Here is a 19,220-nt window from a genome sequence, read left to right as displayed (position 1 = left end):
CATGAAAACGGCAAAAGAATTGTGGCAATATGTCTCTAAAATGGGGCTGAAACCACTACCAAAAACCAGTGTTAGCCAATGGGCTGACGATTATCGCATGCTATCACAAGGCCTTTCAGCGGAACCAGGGCGATGGAAAACAAGTAGAGCGCCATATCAAAAGGATATTATGGATGCTTTCACGCAACCTGGTATCAATCGGGTAGTGGTTAAGTCAGCGTCACAGGTCGGGAAGGCTCTTGATGTAGAAACACCAATTATGACAACCACAGGATGGAAACGCATGGGAGACTTAACCACTAATGATCAAGTATTTGATGAAAACGGTAAGCCTGTGCGTATTTTAGCAGTTAGTGAAGTATGGAATAACAGACCTTGCTATGAAGTTAAGTTTTCAGATGGAGCGGTTATTGTTGCAGATGAAAAACATGATTGGAGTGTAGATACTGATAAAAAACAAGGTATGATTGTTGATACGCATACCATTAGTCAAACCTATAAAATGGGCAATCGTAATACATATGCTATTCCTATTACTAGAGCGTTAGATTTCCGGAGTGATATTCAATTACTAGTTGACCCTTATACATTAGGGGCTTGGCTAGGTGATGGGAACAGTATGTCTGCTCAGATTACAACTCATGTAAATGATATTGAGATTATCAAAAGGATTGAGAAAAATGGAGTTCGTGTAAATATCCGCCAAAAATCTACGAATATTTTAAATACGCAACTTGAACCTCTAGAGCTTGATGAAAATATTTGTCGTAGAGGACACGACATGCGTATCACCGGTAGAAATAGTGTTGGAAGATGTGCAGAATGTGCACGCCAAAGTGCTTTAAAATCTAAATGGAAAGGCATTAAAGACATTAAAGTAGACCCAGTTATAAAACAATGGGATACGATGCGGAATAAGTTAGTATCTCTTGGTGTACTTGGTAATAAACATATACCAGCATCATACTTGATGGCATCCGTAGATGATAGATGGGCTCTCTTACAAGGGCTTATGGATACAGATGGAGCATGCTCAACTAAGGGAATTTGTGAGATAACACAAAAAAATAAACAGTTGGCAAATGATATATTCGACCTCGTAACTTCATTAGGATTAAAGCCTACAATGCACAAGAAGTTTGCAGTAGCTACAAATGGAAAAGCCGGAAATATTAGCACAGTGTATCGGATTACATTTGTAGCATATGCAGATTCTCCTGTATTCGCTTTGAAACGTAAGCAAGACCGCTTAATTAATAGAACTATTTCTACAAGAAAGAGTGAATCTAAACGACGTAGGATTATTTCTGTTAAACGTGTAGAGAATCGCGAAACAGTATGTATCGAAGTTGATAGTCCAACACATTTATTCTTAGCTGGCCGGAGTCTTATTCTTACTCATAATTCAGATATCATGAATAATGTACTAGGGCGATACGCTCATCTTGACCCATGTGCAGTCATGATGATTCAACCGACTATCGAATTGGCTCAAGATTATTCAAAGTCTCGTATCTCTCCGATGATCCGCGATACGAAAGTACTATCACAAGTATTTTACGAAACGAAATCAGAAGACGGGGCCAAGACACGAGATGGTAAGAACACAATCTTATCTAAACTCTTCCCTGGTGGCCGTCTTATCATGTGTGGGGCAAACAGTCCGGCCGGATTGGCATCACGTCCTGTGCGTGTGCTACTTGCAGACGAAGTAGACCGATTCCCAGATAGTGCCGGAACAGAAGGTGACCCAGTTGACCTTGCTGCAAAACGTATGACAACGTTCTGGAACAGGGTAATGGGGTTATTCTCCACACCAACGAATGAAGGTAGCTCACGAATCGATGTAGAGTATCAAACAGGTACGCAAGAAGAGTGGCAACATGAGTGTCCTAATTGTGGTGAGTATCATTTGATACGACATACTGAGATGGAATGTGAGACAGAGGAACATAAGGACGCTAAAGGTCGGAAGATTGTAGTAGTTAGTGATGTGAAATGGCGGTGTCCTGATTGCGGATCTACATTTTCTGAAGACGAAATGCGGAAAGTTCCTCAAAAGTACATATCGAAAAACCCGGCTGCGTTACATAATGGCATACGCAGTTTTTTTGTAAATGGATTTACTTCACCATGGTTAACATGGAATGACATCATGAGGGAATGGTTAGAGGCTAAAGGTGACCCAACGCGTGAGAAGGTAGTCATGAATACACGTTTCGGTGAGTCATACGCACAGCAAGGAGCCTTTGAAGACTATCAACAATTCATTAGGCGCCGTGAGAAATATGGTGCAGACCTTCCAGATGGTGTGTTGCTACTAACTGGTGCCGTCGATACACAAGATAATCGGTTAGAGTATGAAATCACCGGTTGGGGATATGGTGAAGAATGTTGGGGTATCTGTAAGGGAGTTATCCTTGGGGAACCTGACAATAAAGCGACATGGGATGCGCTTGATGCGGTGCTTGATAAAGTATACCGATTTAAGAACGGTACAGGCCTTAAAGTTGCACGTGCTTTCATTGACTCCGGCGGTCACTACACGTCAAAAGTATATGAATACTGTGAAAAGAACTTCAGCAAACAACGATTTGCCATCAAAGGTACGGCCGGAACACCTGGCATACCTTTGAACTATAAGATTGGTAAAGCTTCGGGAAGTAAGATTCCGCTTGTCATGCTAGGTGTAGACGATGGGAAACAACAAGTAATGAACCGATTGGCTATCGAAGAGCCTGGCGCGAAGTACTTTCATTTTCCATTGGATGAAGAATTCCTAGGAACTAGAGGGTACGACGAGTTGTATTTCAAAGGGATTATTTCAGAACACAAGAAGAAAGTAAAACGTAAGGGCGTTATCCATGAAATATGGGAACCTACGGCAGGGGTTCGTAATGAACCTTTGGACTTACGGGTCTATAACCTAGCATGTATGAATTCAATCCATCCAGATTGGGATAGATTGGCAGAAGTAGTCAAAGGTGGAGGCCATTCCACTACAACAGTAACTACTCCGCGAAAGAAACCAATTCGGAAACGTGTTCGTAGGGCTAGTAAAGCAGCAGATATTTAGGAGGATGTATGGCAATTAGTTATTCAAGTAAGCCAAGGCTTATTGACGTACGGTTAGAGTGGTATGTCAAAGCTGAGGAAGCAATATTGACTGGACAAAGCTATACAATCGGAAATCGGACTCTTACAAGGGCAAATTTAGCTGAAGTAAGGAAAATGATTGATGATTTAGTGGCAAGAGGCGCCAAATTACCAGGTATGGATACCGATAATGGGCGTGGAAACCGGTCAAAACGGGTAGTTTTTAGAGATTAGGAGGCTGAAATGGCGAGAAAAAACAAGAAATTTAGCGCTAAAATAGGCACTCCGATGGCTAAAAATAGCGGATATAGTGAGGGCGGAGCCTCTCATAACAACAAGTCGTTGAAGGGATATAACCCAAGAAAACTGGGTTATAAGGCTGATATTGGTGCAAATCTATCAACTTTGCGTGATAGATCCGCAGATTTAGCCATCAATACACCGGTCGGCACGGCTGCAATTAATACAAGCACCACTCATACAGTTGGTGCAGGCCTCAATGTGTTTCCTAGACCTAAATTTCAAATCTTAGGAATCAGTGCAGAGGAAGCTAGAGCATGGGCTCGTAAGGTTCGCGCTGAGTTTGACCTATGGGCCGAATCAAAAGACTGCGATATTTACCGCAAAAACAATTTATATGATATGCAAAGCATCGCATATCAAGGATATCTTACCGATGGTGATAGTTTTGCAGTGTTTAGACGGAAGCCGACAACACCGGATATGCCGTATACGTTGCGTCTTCAGTTAATTGAAGGTAATCGAGTAAGTAATCCGCTTACTAGTTCCACATATGTTACAGGTGACCCAACTGGTGTTGAAGCGCTTAACCCAGATAATGGGAACCGCATATTGAATGGTGTAGAAATTGATACAGACGGCGCAATTGTAGCCTACTGGGTATCCAATCAAGTGCCAGGCGAACCAATTACAACTATGTTAACGACATGGGCAAGGGTTGAGGCGTACGGCAAGCGTACAAGCATTCCGAATGTACTACAAATTAGTAATGATACTAGACCAGAGCAGTATAGAGGGGTACCTTATTTAGCACCAGTCATTGAAACTCTAAAGCAAGTGTATCGATATACAAATGCAGAGCTTACATCTGCGATTATTAAATCGTACTTCGCATTATTCTTTACGGAAGCCGTGACTAACTCAGGTTCATTAAATGATATGTTGGCCGACAATGGTGTTGATGATCCAACGGAACCAGTAGTCGATGTATCAGAATACAATTTAGGACCTGGTACATTAAATGCTTTGCCTAAAGGTGTAGATGTTAAGAGTGTGGATGCATCCAATGCTCAATCTACTTTTGAAGTATTTAGTACACAATTAATCAAACAAGTAGGTGCTGCACTCAATCAGCCTTACGAAGTACTAATGAAGAACTTCAACTCCTCGTATTCTGCAAGCCGTGCAGCAATGTTACAGGCATGGGAAGAATATAAACTACGGCGCAAGTGGTTCGCTCGTGATTTCTGTCAGCCAATCTATGAAGTGTGGCTAATGGAAGCTGTAGCGAACGGACGAATTGAAGCGCCTGGTTTCTTTGATGATCCATTGATTCGAAAAGCATGGTGTAATGCTGATTGGTTTGGACCTACAATGTCCATCCTTGACCCTGTTAAGGATATGAATGGTAGTACTCTTCGCGTTCAGAATGGCGTTTCCACTCGCGAACGTGAAGCGGCCGAAATGACAGGGACTGACCTTGAAGAAAACATTGCTCAACTTGCTTTTGAAAAGCAACTCATGGAGAAATATGGCATGGGGCTAGCTGATGCGGTTAATCCTTCCGTTGGCTCTGAATCTAAAGCGAAAGGAGGTGAAGAGGATGAATAAATTCTGGTCTATTAAAAATCTTGTAAATCAAGATGGTACCGGTCAATCTGAATTGATTTTGTATGGTGATATTTCTGATACCTCTTGGTGGGGTGATGAAATTACACCACGTGAATTTGCAAGCGACTTGGCTAGTTGTAATGGTAATGACCTAACAATGCGCATCAACTCTGGCGGTGGTGACGTATTCGCAGCGCAAGCTATCCACAATATGATTAAGACTTATACTGGCAACGTAACAGCACATATTGATGGATTGTGTGCAAGCGCAGCTACGATTATTGCATGTGCTGCCGATAAGGTAATCATGCCAAGTAATGCGTTGTACATGATTCACAATCCATCCGTATATCTAGGTGATAGCTTTGATGCGGACGGATTAACTAAAATGGCTAACTATTTGGCGAGTGTTAAACAAACAATTGCAAACGTTTATTTGAGCCGTAGCAACGTTTTGACAGCCGAACAGGTAAATACACTTATGGATGATGAAACGTGGCTCACAGCGGACGAGGCGAAGTCCTACGGCCTAATTGATGAAGTAGATACGGCGATTACGGATAAAGCTGTTATGAATAACGGAATGATTATCGTAAACAAAGTATCTTGCAAATACTCGGCCAAAAATGAAGCAAAAATCAAACAGTTTTTAACAAGTAAGGAGAAACCTATGACTGAAAACCAATTCATGGCAAGCTTAAAAGGTTTGCTCGGTATTTCTACAAATGAACCTGCAGAAAACGCAGCAGTAACAGCAGAACGCGAACGCGTTGAAGCATTAAATGCGTTAAAAGGTGACAATGAAGTCATCAATCGTTTAGTTGATGTGGCTGTTAAAGAAGGTAAAACAGTAGATGAAGTAACACCTTTCATCTCTGCTGTATCTGATATTCCTGCAACTGATAACAAAGTAGTCGACCAAATTCGACAATTAGTTATTGATCAAATGGAATCCGGTGCAGATCAAGTAGCACCTCAAGGTGCATCTACACCAGAAACCAATGATGCAGTAGCAAAAGCTAGTGCAATTGATGAAGTCGTAGCATTTGCGAATGCTAAGAAAGGCGGTAAATAATGGCATATTTCGAACAAGTAAATGGTGTCGCAGCTGATTACCTATTAGGTGGTGGCGGTGTACCTGTATTAACTCAAAATGTAAAAGTAGCAGCCGGCGATTATAAACGTGGCCAAGTTCTTGAAAACAATGCTGGTACATTTCAAAAAATTACAACAACTGGTAAACCAGCTGGTATCGTAGTATCTGATACTACTGCTACTAGTGACCATAATGTATTAACTGTATACATCTCCGGTCGCTTTAATCGTGAAGCATTGGTAGTTGACCAAGCTTATAAAATTAATGATCATGAAGCGGACTTCAAAGACGCTCACTTATTTTTAACTAGCATTAAATAGGGGGAACTATATAATGGCAATTGATTTCAAAGATACATTTTCCTTAATGCAAGCTGTGGAACGAATGAAAGCACCGGCAAGTTTCTTGCTTGATACTTTCTTCCCACAAGTTCCAGCAGTTGCAACTTCTAAAAAAATTACAGTAGAAACTCGTAAACGTGGTCGTACATTAGCACCTTTCGTATCTCGTGGTGCATCTGGTGTTAACGTTAAACGTGCAGGTTCAAAAATTGCTTTATACGAAGCACCTATGATGGGCCCTCGTACAGTGATTGACCCAGAACAACTTGACCAACGTGCATTTGCTGAAAACATTGTATCTACAATGACACCAGCACAACGTGCTGCACAAATGCAAGCTGAAGATTTGTCCTACTTGCAAGGCACAATCATCAATCGTAAAAACAAAATGGCAGCTGATTTGCTTACTACTGGTAAATGCAAAATCGAAGGCTATGCTGACGATGGTGAAACAGTTCAAGTTGATGAAATCGACTTTGAATTTGAACAAGACATTACACCTACTACTACTTGGGACCAAGCCGGCGCTGACATTTATGGCGACTTGAAAATGGCCTCTGAAAAAATTCAAGAAAACGCAGGTATCGTACCAACTGTATTAGTGGTTGGTAAAAATGTTGAAAAATACATTCTTGATAATGCGTCCATCAATAAAATGTTAGCAATTCCTAATCGTGAAAACATGACTATGTTCAGCTTTGCTCCTGAATACTTGTCTCCACAAGTTCGATATGTTGGCCGTATCATGTCCTTAAATATCGATGTATACGCATATCTTGAAACATATCAAGATGATGAAGGTAAAGTAAAATCCTTTATTGGTGATGATGCAGCAGTATTAGGTGTTCCTGGTCGTGGCCGTCAACAACACGCGGCAGTAACATTGCTTAACGATGATAACCAATTTACAACTTATGCAGGTATCTATGTTCCTTACTACTATGCTAATAAGGCTACACAAGAATTAACATTGTCTGTATATTCCCGTTGCGTATTGATTCCTGAAACTATCGACGATTGGGCTACTATTAAGACTAAATAGGGGGTAACCTACTTATGAAAATCAGAGTATTAAAGGGTTATTTAGCACATGAAGGCGAGATGTATGGCAAAGGCGAAGTAGTCGACATCAAAAAGAAAGCGATTGCATTGTCCTTGCTTGAATCTGACAAGTTTGAATCTGCTGAAGATGATCCTATCGATGTACCGGAACCATTGGTAGTTGTTCCAGATGAACCGGAAGAAGAAATGGAATTACCTGAAGTTGATGCGGAAGTTACGGTGAAAAAATAATGCGATTTAGAGATTACATAGAAAGCGATATTGACGATGTATTCCTTAATGAAGACGAATTCGCCGAAGGGCATAATCTAAATGGCACAGTAGCTAAAGCGGTTATCCAATCGCCAACGGCGAGGGAGTCATTCCTATCGAATGGCTCTCACGTATCAAATGACGGATTGCACGGGGTGTCTGTATTTGTGCATTGCAAATTAAAGGACATCCCTGAAATTCCATCACAGGGGAACGTATTCCGATTAGATGGTGATGTGTACATCGTTCAAAGTGCAACGGAAGAAGATGGACTTGTGTCTATCGAACTCAGAGCAGAAGCTAGAGGCGGTGTTGACGGATGGTTGAGCTAGAACTTGATACAAGTGCACTAGAAGCAATTGAAAAAGCACTGGAAAGGCTGAAAGAAGATAGAGTTCGACGTATCTACAGAGATGCCTCAAAACGTGCGATAACAACTGCAAGAAAAGCAGGTATAAAAGCACTAGGCAATATCTATGTCTTCAAAGGTGTATCGGTATTAAAGGCCAGTATACCTATCAATAAATTGAATGATGGCGCAGAAATGCGTATCAAAGGTGGATATACTAGCGCTAAAAAGTACTTCAAAATTAAATCACTTAAGCGAAAAGGTGTGTTTGTAACAATTAAAAAAGGTACAGAAACAAATGTGCCAAAAGGCTTTGTTAGCACAACTGGTATTTTTATGAAACGCCAAGGCAAGGAACGATACCCATTAAAGGGAATATATGGACCAGCCTTACCGCAAATGTTTGGTAATGAAACTGTTATGAATGTCATGCAAGAGGAAGGCATGACAATGTATGAAAAGCGCCTATATCACGAATTAGAGCGCGCGTTAGGAGGTAACTAATGACACCATTAGACGTATCAGACGGCATTGCTGCCTATCTCATGGATGAGTTGCGCAAGCTAAATGAAACCAGTGATGTTACCACGAGCCCTATTCGAGTATGGAGCGGGTTCTTACCAAGGGTAGATAAGAATGAAGATAAGCGCAAGTTATGCCCAGCCGTAGTAGTGCATCCGTACTCTGTTAGTGATGCAGATAGTTCGACGGTAGGTATTACAGTATTGGTAACTACTTATGATGAAGCCTTAACAAAAGGCCATATCGGACTATATCACCTCTTAGAGGTAGTGCGTGAGCGATTGCTATCTGATAATCCGGTCGCACTTAAATATGAAATTAAGGAGAATACCGTTAATACAACAATTCCTGATGATCAACCATACCCTCAATGGATTGGATATCTTGAATTTGAAGTGTATATTCCTGTTATTCGTAGAAATCTAAATAAGATATTCGCGGATAATAAAGTAATTGAATAGGAGACAACGATGAACCCTGTTGTATATGTTGGGCCTTCGTTCCGCAGTAGCCGGCTAAACCAATTCATGGTATTTAGCGACGGTGCGCCACTGCCGGAAGCGGAAGACCCTATTTTTATGCATTTATTTGTGCCATTAGACGAACTCAATCAGGCAATGATTGATGTTAGAACACAAGGCACACAATTAAATGTATTCTATGTTAACGCATTGAAGAATTATAAAGGAGTGAAGTAAATGGCCTTTTATCATGGCGTCAAAACAAGTGAGCAAGCTACCTCTGTAATTGCTCCTGTCCAAACTACTGCCGGCCTTCCAATTGTGTTCGGTACTGCACCTGTACACCTTACAGAAGACCCTAGCGCAGCAGTTAATAAGCCAATCATCTGTTATAGCTGGGAAGAAGCTGTTCAACAACTTGGCTATTCTGAAGATTGGACACATTTCACATTATGTGAAGCAATGTATGCGCAATTCAAATTGTATGGCGTAGCTCCAATCGTATTTGTTAACGTATTGGACCCTGCTAAACATAAGAAATCCACTACAACAACTGCTACATTGACCGAAAAGAAATGCATTGTAAAAGCTGCAGTATTGCTCAATACATTGCAAGTATCTAGTGGTGGTCAAACAGGTGTGGCCAACACAGATTACACGGCTGCATTTGATGATAAGAATCAATTGATCATCTCTGTTATCAAAGGTGGTAAATTCGATTCCGCAACTACATTGGACCTCACATATGATGAACTCGATGTAGAAAACTTCGATTATAAGAATGTAATCGGTGGTGTGGATAGCAACGAAAAGGCAACAGGCCTTGAATTGATTGATACAATTTATCATCATTTCGGTATTGTACCTGGTCTTATTGCTGCACCTGGATTCTCTCAAAATCCTACAGTCGCTTCTGTCATGAAAGCAAAATCTCGTGTAATTAACAACTTATTCGGTGCGACTACTTTGGTCGATATCGATACTACACAAGTTGTTAAATACACAGATGCTTACGAATGGAAAAAAGGTAATAGCTATACAGGTGAATCTGAAGTCGTATGTTGGCCAATGGTTCGCAATGGCGATTACATGTTCCATATGTCTACACATATCATGGGCATTATTGGTAAATGCGATGCATCCAATAGTGATATTCCTACGTTATCCCCTTCCAATAAGTCTATGAACATCACAGGCTTGTGCTTAGCAAATGGTAAGGAAGTAATGCTTACCCATTCCCAAGCTAACTTATTGAACTCTCAAGGTATTATGACAGCCGTTAATATCAATGGTTGGGTATCTTGGGGCAATTACACAGGTGCATATCCTGGCACGACTGATGTTAAGGATACATTCATTTGTGTACGCCGTTTCAATGATTGGGATGACCAAACATTTATCCTTACGTATTGGCAAAAAGTAGATATGCCTATCTTGCCACGTAACATCAAGACAATTCTTGATAGTGAAACAATCCGTCTTAACGGCCTTACTTCTCGTGGCTTTATTTTGGGCGGTCGTATTGAATTTAAAGAAGCAGAAAACCCTACAACAGATTTGTTGAATGGTATTATTCGCTTCCACAAATTCCGTACACCTCCAATTCCAGCGCAAGAAATTGAAAGCATTTCTGAATATGATGTTTCCTATTTCAAAACGCTATTTCAAACAGTATAGAAAGGGGTAATTAATCATGGCATCTATCAATCAAGTACCGGAAGTACTTAATGACTTCCGTGTATACGAAGAAGGCTCTGACAACTGTTTAGGTGTTGCTAAAGTGGAATTACCTAGTGAATCTGTAATGACTCAAACTGTAAAAGGTGTGGGCATTGCAGGCGAAGTAGAAGCGCCAGTTATTGGCCACTACTCCTCTATGGAAACTAAACTTACTTGGAACACTCCAACAGAAACTACACACCGCCTTACAGGTGGTCGTGGCGTACGCTTAGAAATACGTGGTGCTATCCAATGTTGGGATAGTGGTAAAGATAAATATGTAATCGTGCCTACACGTGCTGTTATTCGTGGCCGTGCTAAATCTAAAGAAAATGGCACATATGAATCTGGCAATACTATTGATGCAACGAACACAATTGAAACTACATACTTGAAACTTGAACAAGATGGCAAGGTAGTTCGTGAAATCGATAAATACGCATATAAAGATTCTATTTCTGATGGCACAGACTTCCTTGGCGATGTTCGTGCTGCACTCGGTATTTAGTATGTAGAAAGGACGATCACTAATGAGTAAACATAACACTATGAACGAAACACATGAACAAACAGGTATTGAATTAGTAAAAGCTGGCCATTCCTTACAATTTGAAGGCATCAGCGGTTACACATTAATTAAATGCGAAAAGTCCGCTAAAAATGAAGATAGAACTATCACAGTTCCAGCATTATCTATGACGTATCAAGCCCATGTAGCAGCTGCTGCATGCGGATGTAAAGTGGATGATATTTATAGTCTTCCGGCTGCCGATTTCACTAGAGTGTGCCTAGAGGTACAGAATTTTTTGCTCAATTCCGAAAAATAACAGACTTAGAACGGTATTTCACCGAGTGTGCAATTACGTGTAGTAAATACACTAGCACGCCGATGGACTACTTTATTCGAGAGCTAGACGTGGATGAGTTCATAGTCCACGTTCAGCTCATTAGTGATGGTATCGAGCGCGAGAATAAAGCAATGAAAGGGAGAAAATAATGGCCAATAAAGTCTTAGAAATGGCGATTGCCATTAAAGGTAAACTAGATGGCGGTTTATCCTCCTCCGTATCAAAAGCATCTCAGGAACTCAACAAATTATCCAATGCAATCAAGGATCAACAGGCGCAATATAGAAAACTACAAGCTATATCGCAAAAGACTGGTAATACTAGTGATAGGAATGCAGCAATTGCAGCTGAGCAAAAGCTAAATTCTATGTTACAACGGCAAGCCCAGTTGAGGTCTAATATCGCAAGTCAGACGGCGCATCAAAATGCAATCAGTAAAATGGGTGGTGCAAGTCCTTTAGCAGGTGCTGCATCAGCTGCGCAAGGTGCTAGTGCTGCCGTAAGTGGTATTACAGGGAAGCTTGCAAGTTTTGCTATGGTTGCCGCCGGTGGCTTTGGTATTGGTGCCATTATCGATAATGTAGTTAATGCCGGTGAAGCACTCTATCAATTGTCCAATAAACTACATATGACAACCGCTGAGACGGCGCAATTTAAGAAGATTATGACGTTAAGTGGTGTCGATGTAGAAGCGGCCGCAAAGTCCTTCGCTAAAATGGATAAGACTTTGGCGGGTGGCGGTAAAAGTGCGGAAGCATTACAAGGATACCTCAGTCAATTTGGTGTATCCTTGACAGATGCCAATGGTAAGTTATTGCCTATGAATCAACAGTTGGATGCAATGGCTAAAGGGTACCAAAATGCAGTAGCACAAGGACGTGGCCAAGAATTCATGCTTGAAACATTGGGAGCCAAAGGCATGGAGCTTACTAAAGTCTTTGAAAATTACGCAGATGCACAAGCGGCCGCGTCACAAATCAAAGGTGTTGGCATAGATCCTAAATCACTTCATGAAATATGGTTACAAATGAACATCTTGAAAGCGGAAGCTACGCAAGTTGCATTAGGGTTGGCACAAGCATTTATCCCTATTGCTCAGCAAATATTACCGGCACTGATACCAGTATTACAAGCAGTGGTATCCTTCATGAAGGATAATAAGGAAGCTATTGCCGCAGTAGTAACTAATGGATTGAAATTAGCATTACTGTATGGCACGGCTACAAAACTTGCATCAGGTATTACAACAATTACAACGGCCTTTAAAGGTGTAGAAACGGCAATGGGGGCATTTAAAGCGGCCGGTGCATTAATAGGAGGACCTTGGGTAATTGCTATTATGGCAATTATTGCAGTGATATACCTATTAGTAACTAACTGGGATACGATTTGTGCTACATTAACATCTGTTTGGGACAGTGTATGTTCCGGATTGAGTTCAATATGGGATAGCGTATGTTCTGATTTAAGTTCCGCATGGAGCGCCATTATATCCGGTATTATGTCTGTAATTAATGGGTTCTTATCATTAGGGCTTAGCGTATTTAATGCATTGAAAGCGGCAATAATTGCTTATGTAAATCTATGGTTAAACCTACCAACATATATTGGTATGGCCGTAGGGTTCATAATAGGCATTATTTTACGATTGCCAGAAATTGCTGTACAAGTTGGTACTGCTGTCATATCTGCTGTTGTATCATTTGCGACAGAGTGTTATAACTTCGCAGTTACCACATTTAGTGCTATGGTCGATGATATTTATAACTTCTTAATCAATTTACCTATGTACATGATCAATTTGGGGGCTGAGTTTGTAGCTGCAGTTATTTCGTTTGCCTCTGAAGCATACGCTACGGCTACATCATGGATTAGTAGTTTGGTTAACGATGTTATTAATTTCATTATGAATTTACCAAGTGCATGTGCTGATGCGGGAGCCGGTTTCGTAGCTGCCGCAGGACAATGGGCAAGTGATGCATATAATGCAGTAATGGATTGGATTAAACAAATTCCTAGTGCTGTATCTAATGCAATCGCTGGTGCATGGGATAGTATTAAGGCTCAATTTAGTGGCGGTTTTACTGTAGGTGTTCAAGCTGCAGGCGGTAATGCGTATGCTAATGGTGGTGTTATTACATCTCCGGAAGTCGCGTTGATTGGGGAAGCTGGATATCCTGAAGTAATTGTACCTATTGATGGTAGTGCAAATGCTATGAACTTATGGCAAACGGCCGGACGAATGTTAGGTGTGAGTGGTGCACAGTCAGCCGTAGCACCTACTGTATCATTAGCACCTAGCGTACCTGTGACATCCTCATCTAGTAATAGTGGCGCACCTGTACAGATTACATTCGCACCTGTCATTAATGCGGGTAATGGTTCTTCAACAGATGATATTATGTCAGCATTAGACGCTAAAATGCGTGAATTTGAACAAATGATGCGTAGCTATACCGCCGGACAACGGAGGTTGAGTTATGACTAGTTATACAACAATACAAGGGGATATGTGGGATTTAATCGCCTATAAGGTGTATGGCAACGAACGATATATCAATTTATTGTTAGAAGCCAATCAAAAGCATCGTAATACGGCGATATTTTCCGCGGGTGTTGTGTTAACATGCCCAGATGTTCCTGCTGATTCCTTACCTGAATTCTTACCACCATGGAGGCGATAGTACATGAGCTTACAAAAGAGCCTAGCTAAGGTCCAAAAATGGAAGAAAGATTTAACGCCACAAACGAAGTTAGCACGACGGGCGTGGTGCACAATTGGTTACCAACATTGGGGGAGTAAGGAGTCAAAGGACATCACCGACGATATTAGTAAATACCTTCTTGATGTAACTTTCACAGATAACCTTTCAGGGACTGTAGATGATGTGGCTATCTCATTAGAGGATAGGGGCCGTCTATGGGTCGGTGATTGGTATCCTGTGAAAGGATCATTACTAGAAGTCGCTATTAATACCGTAGCATGGGAGAAATTAGGGGATGAACAATTTACATTGCCAATCGGCAAATTTGAAATTGATGAATTCGAGGGCAGTAGCCTTCCTGATGTAGTCAAAATCAAAGGCGTCGCTATTATTGGTAGTACTGACTTACGGGAGAAGAAGAAAGACAAATCGTGGAAAGCTACAACGCTGAAAGCAATTGCTACCGAGAAAGCAAAAGATAATAAATTAAAGCTAGTATGGGATGCGGATTTCGACCCACCGTTAAAAGATGCATCACAAAGTGCTGAATCAGACCTCGCATTCTTGCAGAAACTATGCAATGATGCGGGGTTTTCTCTTAAAGTATCCACTGAACAGTTGATTATATTCGATGATTACAAATACGAGAACGTAAAGCCTAAAGTTATAATTCGTAGACCAGGTGGCCAATATCAACCTGTACAGACGAAGGAGGGCGAACAACCGCCTTTGATTATTACTAGAGCTATATCTTATTCGTACAAGAGTAAAACTCGTGAAGTGTATCGCGCATGTCATGTGAAATACACCAATAAAGATAAGAAAACTGTGATTGAGGATACGTTTGAAGATCCTGACCGTAAGGGCCATACATACCTTGCTGTATTAGAAGTCAATGAACAGGTAAAAGATAAGGCTGAGGCAAAGAGATTAGCTAAAAAGAAGCTAAGAGAAGCAAATAAAGAAGCCGATACAATGTCATTTAGTTTCCATGGTAATCCTCTTATTATGGCATCAGTTACGGTTAAGCTCGAAGGGTTTGGGGTATTCGATGGTAATTATTTAATCACGAAAGCAACGCATACATTAGGAGCCAATTATTCAACGTCGATTGATGTAAGGAGGTGTTTAAATGGCTACTGATATACTATCCACATTAGCGGATATGATATTTATTGGAAATGTTTCAAGTACAATTCCTGAAGAAGGTAAAGCAGTTGTTACACGCCTAGATAGAGAAGGAGTTGTAACGGCGCCATTATCTGTCATTAATCGAGGTGCAGCACATGATAAGGACTATTGGATGCCGGCTATCGATGACCAAGTATTGTGCATTATGTTACCTAATCGGTCCGGTCGTGGCTTTTCTGATGGATTCATTATTGGCACATTCTTTAGTAGTGCGGATCCAACTCCAGATGGTGCGGATAATGGCAAACGTGTGCTCACTGTTCCTGGAGATATGATTCTTAATGTTGGTGGCACACTATCCATCAATTCAAGTAGTGGCGATGTGGTGGTCAATGGTATTTCCTTAGTTCATCATGTGCATGGTGGTGTAGAGTCTGGTGGTTCTACAACATCGGGGCCAGTATAGGAGGTATAGATGTATATCGGTTATTTAGCGGATATAGTATTCTATACCGCATTAGACAATGTTCTTACTGTATCTGATGTAACGCGTTCAGGCAGTGCACGATGGGAAAAGCACAATTTGATGTTAGAAAAGCCGGTTAAACAATTTAGTGGGCCGGACGTAGAACAAATTACTTGTAAAATTCTTATTTCCGCATCGCTTGGTCAATCACCAGAACGTACTGTTAAGAAATTACGAAATTATCGCGATACAGGGGCTGTATTGCCGTTTATTATCGGCGGTAAGCCTGTTAGTCAAAACTACTTTGTCATCATGTCTATGAGCGAAGATAGTCTATTTACGGATGCATATGGCAAGACTCAATCTATTGAAGTGTCGCTAACTCTTGAGGAATACCCAGATAAGAACACAGTAGAAGAAAAGTCCATGCTTAACCAATATGGTCAGAAGTTCAATAAAGTTAATACGATATTGCGGAGGTTCTAGCCATGTCAGCAACGTATGAAATAAAACCAGTTACGGACAATAGGATATCGCTAGCACCTGAAAGTGAAGTCGCTGAGATTTTGCAGAATGTGCAAACGATTATTTCTACTGTTCGTGGTAGTGTGCCACTAGATAGGGAGTTTGGTATTGATGGTCGCATTATAGATATGCCTATCCATCAAGCACAAGCGCATCTATCTAATGACATATTCCAACAAATTAAACGGTACGAACCACGTGCCAAAATTAGTGATATATCCTTTACTGCCACACAAAATGGTGAGTTGATTCCGAAAGTGATGGTGACTGTATGAGATTATCTGACTTACCTAATGTTGAGTTTTTTAACACAGATAAAGAACACGTTCAACAAAAGGTATTTGATATTTACACAACAATAACAGGGCGAACCTTGGGAGAGGGCGACCCTGTTACTTTATTTTTAAACGTAATTTCGGAAATTATTATCCGATTATTAAACGATGCAAATTATGCGGCTAAACAAAATCTATTAGCCTATGCAGAAGGTGATAACTTGGACCATGTTGGAGCGGTGCCTGCTGCCGTTGAGCGACTACAGGCAACAAAGGCCACTACAACTATCCAAGCTACATTGTCAGCAGTGCGTACGAACTCTGTCATTATTCCAAAGGGTACAAGGATATCCACGGAAGATGGCGAATATTTTGCTACTGTTGAGGATTTGGTAATTCTACCAGGTCAACTCAATGGATCCGTAAAAGCAGAAGCACAACGTACAGGCGCACAAGGTAATGGGTTTAAACCAGGTGAAATAAGTACAATTATTGACCCTATAGCGTATGTGGATACGATGAGTAATACTACATTATCTGAAGGTGGCTCTGATACAGAAGATGACGAAGCCTATCGTGAACGTATTCATGAGGCACCTGAATCATTCTCTGTGGCAGGTCCTGAAGGTGCCTATGAGTATTTTACAAAATCAGCATCACATCTTGTGGCCGATGTAGGTGTATCCTCTCCACATCCTGGAGAAGTTAATATCTACCCATTGTTATCTGGCGGTGGTATTCCAGGACAAGAATTACTCAAGACTATTACAGACTATTTGTCTGATAAGAAACGTAGACCGTTAACAGATAAGTTGACTGTATTGGCACCTACTACTACGCAATATAACATCGACGCTAAGTATTACATCGAAAAAGGCGCCGATGCAACAGTGGTAAAAGCTAAGGCAGATAAAGCGGTCAATGATTATGTAATATGGCAAAAGTCTAAATTAGGCCGTGATATAGTGCCTAGTCGATTGGTGCAAATGCTTATGGATGTATCTGGTATTAAACGCGTTGAAGTAACGGCACCTGTATTTACTCCAATTGCAGAACAAAGCGGTGTGGCAGTAGCTAATACAATCGCCGTAGTGTTCGCAGGAAGTGAGGAAGAATGATACGTGATAGTAAGTATACAAGCGCGGAACATCTTCCCTCCTCAATCGATAAGGAGCCAATTAAAGCCCTTGCTAAAACGTGGGATGATACGCTAGCTGAATTCATGAACACGAATACGCTGTTATTATGGTCATCGATTGATACTGAATCAGAGAGTGTAATTGATCACTTAGCGTACCAATTACATGTAGATGATTATGACAGTGGATTACCAATAGAAACGAAACGTGAATTAGTAAAGAATTCAATTGATATTCACCGCCATAAAGGTACACCATATGCGGTTGAAAAAGCCGTACAAACTGTATATTCTGATTCGAAAATTGCAGAGTGGTTTGAGTATGGTGGTAAGCCTTATTATTTCAAGGTCACACTTATTACGGCACCATTAACTGGTGAATCGGACATTGCTAAGCTTGTACGTGCTATTAATACGGCTAAGAATGTACGGTCCTGGTTAGATGGTATTGAATTCATTCGACGAATTAACTTCAATAAGTATTTTGCCGGGTGGTGCGGTGTATCTAAGAAAGTGAATATCAAGTGTGATTTCACGAACGCATGGCGCATTAATTTGAATACTCATGTAACGTCTTACACCGTTGAATCGAGGAAAACGAAGATTAATGTAGCGCTAGATAATAGCGTTAGATAGGAGGAATATATGGCAGAATGGTCAAATGCAACTATGACTGATGTCGGTGCTGACCTTCAAGCGAAGGTAAATGCAGGCAAAACTAAATTGACATTCACTAAAATTAAAGTCGGTAGTGGTGTTAATGCAACGAATCCATTAGCACTAACGGATGTAATCTCCTCTAAATGGGAGACTACTAATTTCGTAGTTAAACAAGAAGGTAAAATCGTAAGCGTTGATACGTTTATTACAAATAATGGTATTACGGAAGCTTTTCGAATGTCTGAAATTGGACTATTTGCACAAGATCCTGATAAAGGCGAAGTATTGTATGCATACCTTACAGACCCTGAACCGGACAGAATGCCGGCAGAAGGTGGCTCTGTCGTTGTATCTCAGGAATTAACCATAGGAATGGTATTTAGTAATACCGGGAACGTATCGCTCACTGTTAATATGGGTGCGTTAGTAACGCATGAGCAGCTAACAGAAGCCGTTAAACAACATAATGATGATACAAATGCACATGGTGGTCTACTTCAGAATTTAAAAACTCAATTAGCAACTCATAACACAGATGTTTTGTCGCATCCAGCGATTACTGCAATGATTGCCAAAATCCTTGGGGCGACTAACTGGCAAGAAAATCCAGTCGCTACTTTGAAAGATATAAAAAATCTTCTCGGAATGGGTGGAATTGTGGCACAAAGGCTTGAAGAGAATGGGTTTGTGAAATTTGCCAACGGATTCACTATCCAATGGGGA

Annotated in this window: 23 protein-coding genes; all 23 read left to right on the top strand. The window is 40.9% G+C overall.

The window, feature by feature from the left end; genetic code table 11:
* Position 1: 1 nt before the first annotated feature.
* Positions 2–3,076: a terminase gpA endonuclease subunit gene (locus Q0E20_RS06440; protein ID WP_295997980.1), complete on the top strand. Its 3,075-nt coding sequence runs from the start codon at positions 2–4 to the stop codon at positions 3,074–3,076.
* An 8-nt stretch (positions 3,077–3,084) separates the two neighbouring features.
* Entirely contained in the window at positions 3,085–3,330 is a 246-nt protein-coding gene (locus Q0E20_RS06435; protein WP_295997976.1) for a DUF6148 family protein, read from the top strand.
* A gap of 9 nt (positions 3,331–3,339) precedes the next feature.
* Positions 3,340–4,947, top strand: a complete 1,608-nt coding sequence (locus Q0E20_RS06430) for a phage portal protein (RefSeq protein WP_295997975.1) — start codon at positions 3,340–3,342, stop codon at positions 4,945–4,947.
* A complete protein-coding gene (locus Q0E20_RS06425) occupies positions 4,940–6,022 on the top strand; it encodes a head maturation protease, ClpP-related (RefSeq protein WP_295997972.1) in 1,083 nt (360 codons plus the stop codon). The genes Q0E20_RS06430 and Q0E20_RS06425 overlap by 8 nt, the downstream gene beginning before the upstream one ends.
* Positions 6,022–6,363, top strand: a complete 342-nt coding sequence (locus Q0E20_RS06420; protein ID WP_295997970.1) for a head decoration protein — start codon at positions 6,022–6,024, stop codon at positions 6,361–6,363. Before Q0E20_RS06425 ends, Q0E20_RS06420 begins: the two co-directional genes overlap by 1 nt.
* A gap of 13 nt (positions 6,364–6,376) precedes the next feature.
* Positions 6,377–7,426 (top strand): major capsid protein, encoded by a 1,050-nt coding sequence (locus Q0E20_RS06415; protein ID WP_295997968.1) that lies wholly within the window; start codon positions 6,377–6,379, stop codon positions 7,424–7,426.
* 14 nt (positions 7,427–7,440) lie between these two features.
* Positions 7,441–7,677 carry a hypothetical protein gene (locus Q0E20_RS06410; protein ID WP_295997965.1) on the top strand — a complete coding sequence of 79 codons (237 nt, stop codon included), beginning with the start codon at positions 7,441–7,443 and terminating at the stop codon, positions 7,675–7,677.
* Complete coding sequence (locus Q0E20_RS06405; protein WP_295997962.1) at positions 7,677–8,030, top strand: hypothetical protein; 354 nt, start codon at positions 7,677–7,679, stop codon at positions 8,028–8,030. Before Q0E20_RS06410 ends, Q0E20_RS06405 begins: the two co-directional genes overlap by 1 nt.
* Positions 8,018–8,551: a phage tail protein gene (locus tag Q0E20_RS06400; protein ID WP_295997958.1), complete on the top strand. Its 534-nt coding sequence runs from the start codon at positions 8,018–8,020 to the stop codon at positions 8,549–8,551. Before Q0E20_RS06405 ends, Q0E20_RS06400 begins: the two co-directional genes overlap by 13 nt.
* Entirely contained in the window at positions 8,551–9,030 is a 480-nt protein-coding gene (locus tag Q0E20_RS06395) for a hypothetical protein (RefSeq protein ID WP_295997957.1), read from the top strand. The genes Q0E20_RS06400 and Q0E20_RS06395 overlap by 1 nt, the downstream gene beginning before the upstream one ends.
* Positions 9,031–9,039: 9 nt before the next feature.
* Positions 9,040–9,267: a hypothetical protein gene (locus Q0E20_RS06390; RefSeq protein ID WP_077708155.1), complete on the top strand. Its 228-nt coding sequence runs from the start codon at positions 9,040–9,042 to the stop codon at positions 9,265–9,267.
* The gene (locus tag Q0E20_RS06385) at positions 9,268–10,707 is read left to right on the top strand and encodes a phage tail sheath family protein (protein WP_295997954.1); all 1,440 of its coding nucleotides are present in this window, start codon (positions 9,268–9,270) and stop codon (positions 10,705–10,707) included.
* Between the two features lie 16 nt (positions 10,708–10,723).
* Entirely contained in the window at positions 10,724–11,257 is a 534-nt protein-coding gene (locus Q0E20_RS06380; RefSeq protein ID WP_295997952.1) for a phage major tail tube protein, read from the top strand.
* Positions 11,258–11,279: 22 nt separating this feature from the next.
* A complete protein-coding gene (locus Q0E20_RS06375; protein ID WP_060923707.1) occupies positions 11,280–11,576 on the top strand; it encodes a hypothetical protein in 297 nt (98 codons plus the stop codon).
* Positions 11,577–11,745: 169 nt separating this feature from the next.
* Positions 11,746–14,085, top strand: coding sequence for a hypothetical protein (locus Q0E20_RS06370; RefSeq protein WP_295997946.1), 2,340 nt, complete (start codon positions 11,746–11,748; stop codon positions 14,083–14,085).
* Complete coding sequence (locus tag Q0E20_RS06365) at positions 14,078–14,281, top strand: tail protein X (RefSeq protein WP_060924349.1); 204 nt, start codon at positions 14,078–14,080, stop codon at positions 14,279–14,281. The genes Q0E20_RS06370 and Q0E20_RS06365 overlap by 8 nt, the downstream gene beginning before the upstream one ends.
* Positions 14,282–14,284: 3 nt before the next feature.
* Entirely contained in the window at positions 14,285–15,445 is a 1,161-nt protein-coding gene (locus Q0E20_RS06360; protein WP_295997943.1) for a phage late control D family protein, read from the top strand.
* Positions 15,435–15,899 carry a baseplate assembly protein gene (locus Q0E20_RS06355; RefSeq protein ID WP_295997940.1) on the top strand — a complete coding sequence of 155 codons (465 nt, stop codon included), beginning with the start codon at positions 15,435–15,437 and terminating at the stop codon, positions 15,897–15,899. The genes Q0E20_RS06360 and Q0E20_RS06355 overlap by 11 nt, the downstream gene beginning before the upstream one ends.
* A gap of 9 nt (positions 15,900–15,908) precedes the next feature.
* Positions 15,909–16,385, top strand: coding sequence for a phage tail protein (locus Q0E20_RS06350; RefSeq protein ID WP_295997937.1), 477 nt, complete (start codon positions 15,909–15,911; stop codon positions 16,383–16,385).
* 2 nt (positions 16,386–16,387) lie between these two features.
* Positions 16,388–16,699: a GPW/gp25 family protein gene (locus Q0E20_RS06345; RefSeq protein WP_060923777.1), complete on the top strand. Its 312-nt coding sequence runs from the start codon at positions 16,388–16,390 to the stop codon at positions 16,697–16,699.
* Positions 16,696–17,817 carry a baseplate J/gp47 family protein gene (locus Q0E20_RS06340; RefSeq protein ID WP_295997928.1) on the top strand — a complete coding sequence of 374 codons (1,122 nt, stop codon included), beginning with the start codon at positions 16,696–16,698 and terminating at the stop codon, positions 17,815–17,817. The genes Q0E20_RS06345 and Q0E20_RS06340 overlap by 4 nt, the downstream gene beginning before the upstream one ends.
* Positions 17,814–18,473 (top strand): phage tail protein I, encoded by a 660-nt coding sequence (locus Q0E20_RS06335; protein ID WP_295997925.1) that lies wholly within the window; start codon positions 17,814–17,816, stop codon positions 18,471–18,473. Before Q0E20_RS06340 ends, Q0E20_RS06335 begins: the two co-directional genes overlap by 4 nt.
* 9 nt (positions 18,474–18,482) lie before the next feature.
* On the top strand, positions 18,483–19,220 hold a 738-nt coding region (locus Q0E20_RS06330), incomplete at its 3' end, for a hypothetical protein (RefSeq protein WP_295997923.1).

The sequence above is a fragment of the uncultured Veillonella sp. genome, assembly GCF_934230905.1.
Taxonomy (GTDB): Bacteria; Bacillota; Negativicutes; order Veillonellales; family Veillonellaceae; genus Veillonella.
This window is presented reverse-complemented; position numbering and strand designations above follow the sequence as displayed.